This is a genomic window from Pseudomonas palmensis, assembly GCF_049942755.1.
Classification (GTDB): Bacteria; Pseudomonadota; Gammaproteobacteria; order Pseudomonadales; family Pseudomonadaceae; genus Aquipseudomonas; species Aquipseudomonas palmensis.
The window spans coordinates 1,634,981-1,647,443 of record NZ_CP187958.1; the positions used below are offsets into that span (position 1 = coordinate 1,634,981).

Annotated in this window: 11 protein-coding genes; 10 read left to right on the forward strand and 1 reads right to left on the reverse strand. The window is 66.3% G+C overall.

Annotated features, from left to right (window positions below):
• Nucleotides 1-123: 123 nt before the first annotated feature.
• The 9 genes from ACPRTJ_RS07440 to cycA all read left to right on the forward strand — a co-directional run bounded on the left by ACPRTJ_RS07440 (nucleotide 124) and on the right by cycA (nucleotide 10,382).
• Nucleotides 124-510 (forward strand): DUF2946 domain-containing protein, encoded by a 387-nt coding sequence (locus ACPRTJ_RS07440; protein ID WP_054916153.1) that lies wholly within the window; start codon nucleotides 124-126, stop codon nucleotides 508-510.
• A gap of 47 nt (nucleotides 511-557) precedes the next feature.
• A complete protein-coding gene (locus ACPRTJ_RS07445) occupies nucleotides 558-1,028 on the forward strand; it encodes a copper chaperone PCu(A)C (RefSeq protein ID WP_043863478.1) in 471 nt (156 codons plus the stop codon).
• Between the two features lie 20 nt (nucleotides 1,029-1,048).
• Nucleotides 1,049-1,465, forward strand: coding sequence for a DUF2946 domain-containing protein (locus ACPRTJ_RS07450; protein ID WP_054916154.1), 417 nt, complete (start codon nucleotides 1,049-1,051; stop codon nucleotides 1,463-1,465).
• A gap of 82 nt (nucleotides 1,466-1,547) precedes the next feature.
• Nucleotides 1,548-3,608 carry a TonB-dependent copper receptor gene (locus ACPRTJ_RS07455; protein WP_054916155.1) on the forward strand — a complete coding sequence of 687 codons (2,061 nt, stop codon included), beginning with the start codon at nucleotides 1,548-1,550 and terminating at the stop codon, nucleotides 3,606-3,608.
• Nucleotides 3,609-3,806: 198 nt separating this feature from the next.
• Nucleotides 3,807-5,945 carry a TonB-dependent receptor gene (locus tag ACPRTJ_RS07460; RefSeq protein ID WP_426428504.1) on the forward strand — a complete coding sequence of 713 codons (2,139 nt, stop codon included), beginning with the start codon at nucleotides 3,807-3,809 and terminating at the stop codon, nucleotides 5,943-5,945.
• Between the two features lie 97 nt (nucleotides 5,946-6,042).
• Nucleotides 6,043-6,831, forward strand: coding sequence for an ABC transporter ATP-binding protein (locus ACPRTJ_RS07465; protein ID WP_282362446.1), 789 nt, complete (start codon nucleotides 6,043-6,045; stop codon nucleotides 6,829-6,831).
• Nucleotides 6,828-7,772: an ABC transporter substrate-binding protein gene (locus ACPRTJ_RS07470; protein WP_043863483.1), complete on the forward strand. Its 945-nt coding sequence runs from the start codon at nucleotides 6,828-6,830 to the stop codon at nucleotides 7,770-7,772. Before ACPRTJ_RS07465 ends, ACPRTJ_RS07470 begins: the two co-directional genes overlap by 4 nt.
• Nucleotides 7,769-8,782: a FecCD family ABC transporter permease gene (locus ACPRTJ_RS07475; protein WP_282362445.1), complete on the forward strand. Its 1,014-nt coding sequence runs from the start codon at nucleotides 7,769-7,771 to the stop codon at nucleotides 8,780-8,782. Before ACPRTJ_RS07470 ends, ACPRTJ_RS07475 begins: the two co-directional genes overlap by 4 nt.
• Nucleotides 8,783-8,960: 178 nt before the next feature.
• On the forward strand, nucleotides 8,961-10,382 hold the full coding sequence (cycA, locus tag ACPRTJ_RS07480; RefSeq protein WP_054916158.1) for a D-serine/D-alanine/glycine transporter: 1,422 nt from the start codon (nucleotides 8,961-8,963) through the stop codon (nucleotides 10,380-10,382).
• Here the strand turns inward: cycA and ACPRTJ_RS07485 are convergent.
• Complete coding sequence (locus ACPRTJ_RS07485; RefSeq protein WP_196932992.1) at nucleotides 10,373-10,903, reverse strand: hypothetical protein; 531 nt, start codon at nucleotides 10,901-10,903, stop codon at nucleotides 10,373-10,375. The two genes, cycA and ACPRTJ_RS07485, sit on opposite strands and share 10 nt — an antisense overlap.
• Nucleotides 10,904-11,149: 246 nt before the next feature.
• On the opposite strand from ACPRTJ_RS07485, the gene urtA reads away from it, so the two are divergent.
• Nucleotides 11,150-12,415 (forward strand): urea ABC transporter substrate-binding protein, encoded by a 1,266-nt coding sequence (urtA, locus tag ACPRTJ_RS07490; protein ID WP_043863487.1) that lies wholly within the window; start codon nucleotides 11,150-11,152, stop codon nucleotides 12,413-12,415.
• The last annotated feature ends 48 nt before the right edge of the window (nucleotides 12,416-12,463 follow it).

Here is a 12,463-nt window from a genome sequence, read left to right on the forward strand (position 1 = left end):
GAAGGATAGATGCGCTGTCGACGCAGTTACCCCACCTGCGACACTCCATCACACCCCGGCTTTTTTACATATACTTCGACATCTGGCTAAATAGCCCCACTCGATTCCTGACCGGATCTCCCCATGCCCGCACACCGGCTCGCCTACGCCTGGATCGCCTGCTTCGCAGTGCTGTTCAATCTGCTGGCCATGCCGTTGTCCGCCGCCGCTGCAAAAGCCCAACCCGAACAACTGCTGTGGGGCACCTTCTGCTCCAGCGGCGTGACCAAGATGATCGCCATCTCGCTGAATGCCCCCGACGGCCAACAGCAGAACGACGACCACTCCACCATGCAGCACTGCTGGTGCTGCTCCGGCACTGCCCCGCTGCTGGCCCTGCCCGGCCACCCGCCACGGCTGGTGACGTCCGAGCACACCCTCAACACCCCGTCACCGCTACTCGCCAGCTACCACCCCACGCCACGCCAGCAATGGCCCGCGCTCAATCCCCGCGCCTCCCCCCAGGCCTGAGTTCACTACGCTACCAGTTGCGAACCTGACCCGAACGGAGATTGACCATGCTCAAGAACGCCCTGCTGCTGGCCGCCCTGCTGCTGCCCGCCACCTTTGCCAACGCCCATGAATACACCGTGGGCGACCTGCATATCGCCCACCCGTGGTCGCAGGAGCTGCCACCCAACGCCCCCAACGTGGCCGCCTATTTCATCGTGCACAACAACGGCAAGAGCGCCGACCGCCTGCTCGGCGTCGACAGCCCGATCACCGACAACGCCGAACTGCACGAGCATGTGCACAAGGACGGCCTGATGAAGATGCAGCAGGTGCAGGGTGTCGACATCCCCGCCGGCGCCGACCTGGTGTTCGCCCCCGGCGCCTACCACGTGATGCTGATGCAGCCCAAGGACCGCAGCCTGCTCAGCGACGGCAAGCGCTTCCCGCTGACCCTGCATTTCCAGAAGGCCGGCAACATCACGGTCGAAGTGGCCGTGCAGAAACAGGCCCCCGAGGGCACCGCCCACAGCCATTGATTCGCTGACGGCTGCACGCCATGCGCCTGCCCCGTGGCAGGCTCGCCCGCCCCGCTGACCTCCAACGAGCACGCGGCAGCTGGCTGAGCCTGTTCGCCATGTTGATGATCTTCATCGGCCCACTGGTCTCCCAGTCGATGCCGATGGATCACCGTGCCTCCATGCCCGGCATGGACATGGCCATGGACTGCCACTCAGGCAGCCACGCCAGCAGCCCTGCCGACAACCCGGCAGCGCTGCACGTCATCTGGGAAAAGTGCGGCTACTGCAGCCTGTTCTTCCACTGCCCGGCGCTGCCGCAGACGCTCAGCCTGCTCGACACCGAGGCCGTCTCGCCCCACACCACCCTGCGCGCCCAGCCGCGCCAGGGCCATGCTCGCCAGGCCATCTTCCCCGGCGCCCGCAGCCGCGCGCCACCTGCCCACATCGTCGTCTGAACCCACTTTGCATGCGCCCCAGGGCCCGGCTTGCTGCCGAGGCTCTTGCGCACCCTCACGACCACACGATGTTGGAAATACTATGTCCGGCTCTACCGTTACCCTGCGCCTGTCGCTGCAAGGCACCATCGCCCTGCTGTGCGGCACCCTGTTCAGCCACGTGGCCCTGGCCGCCGACAGCGGCCACGAAGGCCACGACCACGCCGAACTGAGCCCCACGGTGATCACTGCCGTGGCGCCCAGCTCGCCGCTGACCATCGTCACCAACCCCAAGGACCCACGCCAGCCGGTACCGGCCAGCGACGGCGCCGACTACCTCAAGACCATCCCGGGCTTCTCGGCCATCCGCGCCGGTGGCACCAACGGCGACCCGGTGCTGCGCGGCATGTTCGGCTCGCGCCTGAACATCCTTACCAACGGCGGCGTGATGCTCGGCGCCTGCCCCAACCGCATGGACGCACCCACCTCGTACATCTCGCCGGAAACCTACGACCGCCTCACCGTGATCAAGGGCCCGCAGAGCGTGCAGTGGGGCCCCGGCGCCTCGGCCGGCACCATCCTCTTCGACCGCGAGCCCGAACAGTTCGGCGAGCTCGGCAGCCGCGTCAACGCAAGCCTGCTGGCCGGCTCCAACGGGCGCTTCGACAAGGTGCTGGATGCTGCGGCAGGCAACGCACAGGGCTATGCACGCTTTGTCGGCAACCAGTCGCGCTCCGACGACTACAAGGACGGCAACGGCGACACCGTGCCCTCGCGCTGGGACAAGTGGAACGGTGACGTGGCCCTGGGCTGGACCCCGGATGCCGACACCCTGCTCGAACTCACTGCCGGCAAGGGCGATGGCGAGGCGCGCTATGCCGGGCGCGGCATGGACGGTTCGCAGTTCAAGCGCGAAAGCCTGGGCCTGCGCTTTGAGAAATCCAACCTGGGCGGGGTGCTCGACAAGCTCGAAGCCCAGGTCTACTACAACTACGCCGACCACGTGATGGACAACTACAGCCTGCGCACCTCGCCCACCAGCGGCATGATGGCCGGGCCGATGGTCAGCAACGTCGACCGCCGCACCCTCGGCGGGCGGCTCAAGGCCACCTGGCGCTGGGAGGACGTGACCCTGGTCAGCGGTGTCGATGCGCAGACCAACGAACATCGCCAGCGCGGCGGCATGGGCGTGGATGCGCACAAGGCCGAGCCCTGGACCAAGGACGCGGACTTTCACAACTACGGCGTGTTCGGCGAGCTGACCTGGGAAACCTCCAGCCAGGACCGCCTGGTCAGCGGCGCGCGCCTGGACCGCGCCTCGGCCAAGGATTTTCGTGAAGCCAGCGCCACCCGCGGCAACACCCGCGCCGACACCCTGCCCAGCGGGTTCGTGCGCTACGAGCACGACCTGCTCGACCTCCCGGCCACCACCTATGTGGGCCTGGGCCATGCCCAGCGCTTCCCCGACTACTGGGAGCTGTTCTCGCCCAAGTCGGGCCCGGCCGGCTCGCTCAATGCGTTCGACTCGATCAAGCCGGAGAAGACCACCCAGCTCGACGTGGGCATCCAGTACAAGACCGAGCAGCTCGAAGCCTGGGCCTCGGGCTATGTCGGCCAGGTGCGCGACTACATCCTGTTCGACTACCGTCCCGGCATGATGGGCATGCTCAGCTCCCAGGCGCAGAACATCGATGCCCGTATCATGGGCGGCGAGCTGGGCGCGGCCTATCAGTTCGCGCCCAACTGGAAAGCCGACGCCACCCTGGCCTACGCCTGGGGCAAGAACAGCAGCGATGGCAAGGCGCTGCCGCAGATGCCGCCGCTGGAAAGCCGCCTGGGCCTGACCTACAGCCGCGACGCCTGGAGCGCCGGTGCGCTGTGGCGCCTGGTCTCGGCGCAGAACCGCATCGCCGAGGGTTCCGGCAACGTGGTGGGCAAGGACTACGAGAAAAGCGCAGGCTTCGGCGTGTTCTCGCTCAACGGCACCTACCGCGTGAGCAAGAACATCAAGCTCAGTGCCGGCGTCGACAACCTGTTCGACAAGGCCTACGCCGAGCACCTGAACCTGGCGGGCAACGCCGGCTTCGGCTACCCGGCCAGTGATCCGCAGGCGATCAACGAGCCAGGGCGTACCCTCTGGACCAAGGTCGACCTGAGCTTCTGATGCACCACACGGGCGCGGCCACTGGCCGCGCCCTCTGGCAGACCGGCGGCGCCAACCTGAGCCCTGCTCATGCAGCACATGAGCACGCTGCGCTACCGCCAATCGGCAAAATGTTACATTATACGCCCCGAAAAACACCCGCCTCGAACCCGGCGCACCGACGCGCCCGGGCCTTATGGACAAGCGATTTCCCTTCCGATGAACAAGTACCTGATCGGCTCCCTGAGCCTGCTGGCCGCGTGCGATTGCGCCCTGGCCAACACCCTGACCCTGCCTGCCGGCACCATCACCGCCACGGCCGACGCCGAACAGCGGGTCAGCCTCGATACCCCGACCAGCGCCGGTTCGCGCCTGAACCTGAACGCCCTGCAAACCCCGGGCAGCGTCGAGAGCCTGAGCGGCGAGCAGGTACGCGCACGTGGCGATCGCAGCGTACAGGACGGCGTGTCGCGCAGCACCGGCATCAGCCGCACCGGCACCCCGGGCGATGGCGGCACCTCGCTGCAGGCCCGCGGCTTCACCGGGCAGAGCTCGGTGATGCAGCTGTTCGACGGCAACCGCATGTACACCGGCATGGGCACCGTGACCTTCCCGGTAGACACCTGGTCGGTGGAACGCATCGACGTTCTGCGCGGCCCGGCCTCGGTGCTGTATGGCGAAGGCGCCACCGGTGCGGTGGTCAACGTGGTGCCGAAAAAGCCCTTCGAGGGCGAGATCGTCAACCACCTGCGCCTGGGCTACGGCAGCCACGACAGCCAGCAGACCGCCCTCGACAGCGGCGGCTCGCTCACCGACAGCCTGAGCTACCGCCTGAACATCAACCAGCTGCGCAGCAAAGGCTGGATCGACCACGGCGACTCCAGCAGCACCGCCATCAGTGCGGCGCTGCGCTGGCAGGCCAATGACGACCTGGCCTTCACCCTGGCGCACGACTATGGCGACCAGAAGCCGATGAACTACTTCGGCACGCCGCTGATCAACGGCCACCTGCGCGAGAGCCTGCGCGACAAGAACTACAACATCAGCAACGACAAGCAGCACTACAACGACCAGTGGACGCGCCTGACCACCGAGTGGCAGATCAGCGACAGCGTCAGCTCCACCAACGAGCTGTACTACCTCAAGGCCAACCGCCGCTGGCAGAACGCCGAGAACTACACCTGGGATGCGGCCAGCCAGCAACTGCTGCGCAGTGGCAACTTCGGCATCAAGCACCAGCAGGAGCAGCTGGGTGATCGCCAGACCTTCACCTTCAGGCACAGCCTGTTCGGCCTCGACAGCCAGACCCTGGTGGGCGCCGACTACAACCGCATCCGCTTCCAGCTCAACAGCAACGCGCCATTCAACGACAGCATCGTCGGCGGCGAGCCGATCGACCTGCGCCACCCGCAGCGCAGCGGCTTTGCCAGCGATTCGGCGTACCGTCCGCAGTTCGACAGCCTGACCCACCAGTTCGCGCTGTTCGCCGAAAACCGCCTGCAGCTCACCGAGCGCCTGTCGCTGGTGACGGGCGTGCGCCGCGACGTGGTGCACCTGGACCGCAACGACCTGCGCAGCGAAGTGACCGGCAACACACGCAGCGACACCAGCCTGGACGGCAACAACTGGAAGGCCGGGCTGGTGTTCGCCCTCACCCCCGAAACGTCGCTGTATGCCCAGCACGCCACCAGCACCGATGGCGTTGGCGGCTTGATCTCGCTGAGCCCCGACCAGCAGCAGTACGGCCTGGCCAAGGCGCGCCAGACCGAGGTCGGGGTCAAGCAGCAGTTCTGGCAGCAGCGTGGCGAATGGACCCTGGCGGCGTACCACATCGTCAAGAAGGACCTGCTCACCGACGACCCGTCGCAGATCGGCACCGGCCGGCAACTGCAGGTGGGCAAGCAGTCGTCCGACGGCATCGAGGCCAGCCTGGACCTGCAGCTGCCGCACGACTGGCAGGTACAGGCCAACGCCGCGTTCGTGCGTGCACGCTATGACGAGTTCGAGCAGGAGGTGAACGGCGTGATGGTATCGCGGGCCGGCAACCGCCCCACCGACGTACCGGGGCGCACCGCCAACCTGTGGCTGAGCAAGGGCCTGACCGACAGCCTGCGCGCCGGCGCCGGGGTGCGCTATGTGGACGGGCGCTATGCCGACATGGGCAACACTACCCGGCTGCCGAGCTACACGGTGGTGGATGCCTCGGTGGCGTGGCAGGTGCTCAGCGATACCACGCTGGGCCTGCAGTTGAACAACCTGTTCGACCGTCGGTACGCGCAAAGTCAGTACAATGACGGCCAGCAATGGATCCTGGGTGAGCCGCGCTCGTTCTTCGTGACGGCCGACTACACCTTCTGACCGCGTCGCCCCATTCGCCGGCAAGGCCGGCTCCTACACACCACACCGGTCCTGCAGGAGCCGGCCTTGCCGGCGAAGAGGCCCGAATAGACGACACATGACCACCCTGAATATCCACAACCTGCACTGGTCCCCCAAAGGCCACGGCCACTGCCACCACCAGTTCCAGCTGCGTGGCGTCGACCTGCAGGTGCGCCCCGGCGAATTCGTCGGCCTCATTGGCCCCAACGGCAGCGGCAAGACCAGCCTGCTGCGGTGCGCCTACCGCTTCAACGCGCCCGAACGCGGGCACATCACCCTCGACGACCACAACCTCTGGCAACAATCGCCGCGCTGGTGTGCCCAGCGCATCGCGGTGGTGCTGCAGGAGTTCCCCGACGCGTTTGGCCTGAGCGTGGCCGAAGTGGTCGCCATGGGGCGCATTCCGCACCAGGGCCTGTTCGACGGCGACAGCCGCCAAGACCACCAGCGTGTGCAGCAGGCGCTGCTCGATGTCGGCCTGCACGGCTTCGACGACCACGCCTTCGCCACCCTCTCGGGCGGTGAAAAGCAGCGCGTGATCCTGGCCCGCGCCCTGGTGCAGCAACCGCGCGTACTGATCCTCGACGAACCGACCAACCACCTCGACCCGCGTTACCAACTGGCCCTGCTGCACCAGGTGCGCCAGCTGCGCATCGCCACCCTGGCCAGCATCCACGACCTGAACCTGGCCGCGGCCTTCTGCGACCGCCTGTACGTGCTCGACCACGGCCGCATCGTGGCCAGTGGCACACCGCACCAGGTCCTCACCGCCGAGCTGCTGCGCGAGGTGTTCGGCGTTCAGGCGCTGATCGACCGCCACCCGCTGGCCGACCATCCACGCATCACCTGGATAGCCCCCCAATGATTCGATCCGCCCTGCTTGCTGCGCTGCTGCTGGTCGCCGGCCCGGCCCTGGCCGAGGCCACGCGCTACCCGCTCACGGTGCACAGCTGCAACCGCGAGGTGACCTTCGCCAAGGCCCCCGAACGCGCCCTGAGCCACGACATCAACATGACCCAGATGATGCTCGCCCTGGGCCTGCGCACGAAGATGGTCGGCTACAGCGGCGTCAGCGGCTGGAAGGCAGTGACCCCGGCGCTGCGCAAGGAACTCGACGGCCTGCCGGAGCTGGCCAGCAAGTACCCTTCGGTGGAAACCCTGCTCAACGCCAACGTCGACTTCTTCTTCGCCGGCTGGGACTACGGCATGCGCGTGGGCGGCGACCTCACCCCGCAGAGCCTGGCACCGCTGGGCATCGCGGTGTACGAGCTGACCGAGTCGTGCGCGTTCGTGATGAAGCGCCCGCCGGCGAGCCTGGACGACACCTACACCGACCTGCGCAACCTGGGCCGGATCTTCGACGTGCAGGCCCGCGCCAGCCAGCTGATCGAGCAGATGCAGCAGCGCGTGGCCAGCGTGCAGCAGCACCTGCCGACGCAGCGCCCGCGGGTGTTCCTGTATGACAGCGGCGAAGACCGCGCCATGACCTCCGGGCGCCTGGGCATGCCCGAAGCGCTGATCAACGCCGCCGGCGGGCGCAACATCCTCGATGACATCGAGGCCAGCTGGACCCGCGTGAACTGGGAAAGCGTGGTCGAACGCAACCCCGAGGTGATCGTGATCGTCGACTACGGCGAGATCACCGCCGCGCAGAAGCAGCAGTTTCTGGAACAGCACCCGGCCCTGCAATCGGTCGACGCGGTGCGTAACCGGCGCTTCGTGGTCATCCCCTATGTGGCCGCCACGCCGAGCCTGGAAAACGTCGAAGCGATCGAGGCCATCGCCAAGGGCCTGCACGGCGCATGAACACTCGCTATCGCCTGATGCTGCTGGCGCTGAGCGGCCTGCTGCTGGTGTCGTGCGTGCTCTCGCTGGGGTTCGGTTCGGCCCCGGTGCCGGTCGAGGTGGTCGCCCGGGTGCTGCTGCTCAAGGTGTTCGGTATTGCCCCCGAGGTGCCCGCCTGGACCGCCGGCCAGGAACATATCGTGTGGCTGATCCGGGTGCCGCGCATGCTCCTGGGCGCGCTGGTGGGCGGCGGCCTGGCGATGATCGGCGCGGTGCTGCAGGCGGTCACGCGCAACCCGCTGGCCGACCCGCACCTGCTCGGCGTGACCTCCGGCGCCACGCTGGGTGCGGTGTTGGTGGTGCTGCATGTGGGTGAACTGATCGGCGTGCTGACCCTGCCGCTGGCAGCCTTTGTCGGCGCGCTGTGCAGCATGCTGCTGGTGCTGGCGATTGCCAGCCGGCATGGCCGCCTGGACAGCGACCGCCTGTTGCTGTGCGGGGTGGCCGTGGCCTTCGTGATGATGGCGCTGGCCAACCTGCTGCTGTTCATGGGCGATCATCGTGCAAGCTCGGCGGTGATGTTCTGGATGCTCGGCGGCCTGGGCCTGGCGCGCTGGGAGCTGCTGGCGGTGCCGGCAGCCAGCGTGCTGCTGGGGCTGGGCCTGCTGCTGGGCATGGCACGCGCGCTCAATGCGCTGATGGCCGGCGAGCAGACCGCCGTGACCCTGGGCCTGAACGCACGCTCGGTGCGCCTGCTGGCGTTTCTGATCTGCTCGCTGCTGACCGGCGTGCTGGTGGCGATCAGCGGTTCCATCGGCTTTGTCGGCCTGATGGTGCCGCACATTGCGCGGCGCCTGGTGGGCGCCGAGCACCGCCGGCTGCTGCCGGTGTCGCTGCTGCTGGGCAGCCTGTTCCTGATCTGGGTGGATGTGGCCGCACGCACCCTGATCGCCCCTGAAGACCTGCCCATCGGCATCGCCACGGCGGCCATCGGCGGGCTGTTCTTCATCGGCATGATGCGCCGGCGCTGAACTGCTGCCTGGCGCTGAGCCCTTGCCTGGCCCGGAAATCCTGCCTTGACCGCGATCAACAAAGCGGTGCGAACGTACCAACTTGAGACGTATTGCCACCTCGCCAGGGCAAAAGCCCGTGATAGCCTAGCGAGCGCTTCACGCACAAGAAGACTGACTCCTCAATGGAATGCCACCCATGACCAACCAGCAACCGCCGGACACCCCGGCCCACGACCTGCAACGCAACCTCACCAACCGCCATATTCAGCTCATCGCGATTGGCGGGGCCATCGGCACCGGCCTGTTCATGGGCTCGGGCAAGACCATCAGCCTGGCTGGCCCGTCGATCATCTTCGTCTACATGATCATCGGTTTCATGCTGTTCTTCGTCATGCGCGCCATGGGCGAACTGCTGCTGTCGAACCTCAACTACAAGTCGTTCATCGATTTCTCCGCCGACCTGCTCGGCCCCTGGGCCGGCTACTTCACCGGCTGGACCTACTGGTTCTGCTGGATCATCACCGGCATTGCCGACGTGATCGCGATCGCCGCCTACTCGCAGTTCTGGTTCCCTGACCTGCCGCAGTGGGCGCCAGCCCTGGCCTGCGTCGGCGTGCTGCTGTCGCTGAACCTGATCACGGTGAAGCTGTTCGGCGAAATCGAGTTCTGGTTCGCCCTGATCAAGATCATCGCGATCATGGCGCTGGTGTGCACCGGCCTGTACATGGTGTTCGTCGGCTTCCAGTCACCCACCGGCACCAGTGCACAGCTGAGCAACCTGTGGAATGACGCGGGCATGTTCCCCCATGGCCTGATGGGCTTTTTCGCGGGCTTCCAGATTGCCGTGTTCGCCTTCGTCGGCATCGAACTGGTGGGCACCACCGCCGCCGAGGCGAAGAACCCCGAGCGCACCCTGCCGCGGGCGATCAACTCGATCCCGATCCGCATCATCATGTTCTACGTGCTGGCGCTGATCGCGATCATGGCCGTCACCCCGTGGCGCGACGTGGTGCCGGGCAAGAGCCCGTTCGTCGAGCTGTTCGTGCTGGCCGGGCTGCCGGCGGCGGCGAGCATCATCAACTTCGTGGTGCTGACCTCGGCGGCCTCCTCGGCCAACAGCGGGGTGTTTTCCACCAGCCGCATGCTGTTCGGCCTGGCCCAGCAGGGCGATGCGCCGAAAAGCTTCGAGACCCTGTCCAGCCGCAAGGTGCCGGCCAACGGCCTGTACTTCTCGTGCACCTGCCTGCTGCTGGGCGCGGCCCTGATGTACGTGATCCCCGACCTGATCGAGGCCTTCACCCTGGTGACCACGGTGTCGGCGATCCTGTTCATGTTCGTGTGGACGCTGATCCTGCTGTCGTACCTCACCTACCGCAAGGAGCGTGCGCCGCTGCACCAGGCCTCGAAGTACAAGATGCCGGGCGGGCGCTTCATGTGCTGGGTATGCCTGACGTTCTTCGCCTTCATCCTGGTGTTGCTGTGCCTGGAGAGCGATACCCGCCAGGCCCTGCTGGTGACGCCGCTGTGGTTCGTGCTGCTGGCCGTGACCTACCAGACCGTGCGCCGCAAGCGCCAGGCGCGTGTGCCGGTGCCCGCTACCACGCCGCGTCAGTCGTAGTCGTACTCCTGCTGCTGGAGGGCTTGGGCAAGCCCTTCCAGCACGCCATCGGCCTCGGCCCGCTGTTCGGGCGAAGGGCCGCTGGCAAACTGGCTGCGCTGCTGGCCCAGGGTGAGGAACGCATTGTCGCCATCACCCCAGATATACGAATAGACCAGCAGGAAGCTGTCCGACTCCGGCTTGGCGTACTTCGCCATCTGACGCAGAGGGGCCAGCAGCTGGATCATCTCGCCGTAATTGTTGGTGAACTCCACCAACGCGAACTGCCAGACCTGCGACGCCTCGTCGTACTGCATCAGGCTGCCGTACATGCAGTCGACCCAGCCCTGAAGCAAATCGCCCAGCGCCACCGCATTTTCAGGCGCCTTCTGGTCAAGATCACGTACCCCGTGCACCTCGGCGGCGTCCAGCCATTGCTGCCAGTCATCGAACTCGCCAGCGCCCGCCGCAGGTGAGGTCATCGCGGCCTGGTACTGGGCCGGGGTGATGTTGCAGCGAAAGTACAGCGATGACGCTTCCATGGCGAAAATCCTTGAGCCGAGTTGAAGTGAGGGCGCAAGCATAAGGCATCGCCGTGAACTATTGCTGTGCAGCCTTGCGCGTACTGCACCACGGCAAGCGCCATCCCGGTGCACCCACCCTGCCCTGCACCTTGTGAACACGCCGCTGGCAAGCCTGTGTACGACATCGGCACAGCCCTTGCTAAAGCTCTCTGCACAAAGTCGCGGTCTGCCCAGCAGACCATTCGATCCCATGGAGAGAGCACTATGAAGCGTCGCAGTCTGATCAAGGCATTCACCCTCAGCGCGTCGATTGCCGCGATGGGCCTGAGCTGGACGGTCCAGGCCGCCGAGACCATCAAGGTCGGCATCCTGCATTCGCTGTCGGGCACCATGGCGATCTCCGAGACCTCGCTCAAGGACATGGCCCTGATGACCATCGAGCAGATCAACGCCAAGGGCGGGGTCAACGGCAAGCTGCTGGAGCCGGTGGTGGTCGACCCGGCCTCCAACTGGCCGCTGTTCGCCGAGAAGAGCCGCCAGTTGCTGACCCAGGACAAGGTCGCGGTGGTGTTCGGCTGCTGGACCTCGGTGTCGCGCAAGTCAGTGCTGCCGGTGTTCGAGGAACTCAACGGGCTGCTGTTCTACCCGGTGCAGTACGAAGGTGAAGAGATGTCGCCCAACGTGTTCTACACCGGGGCAGCGCCCAACCAGCAGGCGATACCGGCGGTGGAATACCTGATGAGCGAGGACGGAGGCGCGGCCAAGCGCTTCTTCCTCCTGGGCACCGACTACGTGTACCCACGCACCACCAACAAGATTCTGCGCGCGTTCCTGCACAGCAAGGGCGTGGCCGACAAGGACATCGAGGAGGTGTACACCCCGTTCGGCCACAGCGATTACCAGACCATCGTGGCCAACATCAAGAAGTTCTCGGCCGGGGGCAAGACGGCGGTGATCTCCACCGTCAACGGCGACTCCAACGTGCCGTTCTACAAGGAACTGGCCAACCAGGGCCTGAAGGCCACCGACGTGCCGGTGGTGGCGTTCTCGGTGGGTGAAGAGGAGCTTCGCGGCATCGACACCAAGCCGCTGGTGGGGCACCTGGCGGCGTGGAACTACTTCGAGTCGGTGGACAACCCGGTCAACACGCAGTTCGTGGCCGACTGGAAGGCCTATGCCAAGGCGAAGAACCTGCCGGGCGCCGACAAGGCGGTGACCAACGACCCGATGGAGGCCACCTATGTGGGCATCCATATGTGGGCCCAGGCGGTGGAAAAGGCCAAGAGCACCGATGTGGACAAGGTGCGCGAGGCGCTGGCTGGGCAGACGTTCAAGGCGCCGTCGGGCTTCACCCTGACCATGGACAAGACCAACCACCACCTGCACAAGCCGGTGATGATCGGCGAGATCCAGGATGACGGGCAGTTCAGCGTGGTGTGGCAGACCGAGCAGCCGCTGCGCGCGCAGCCGTGGAGCCCGTTCATTCCGGGCAACGACAAGCGGCCGGATTATGCCGTGAAAGGCAACTGAGGCAGGGGGCCGCCGTGCGGCCCATTCGCCGGCAAGGCGCTGCCTTGC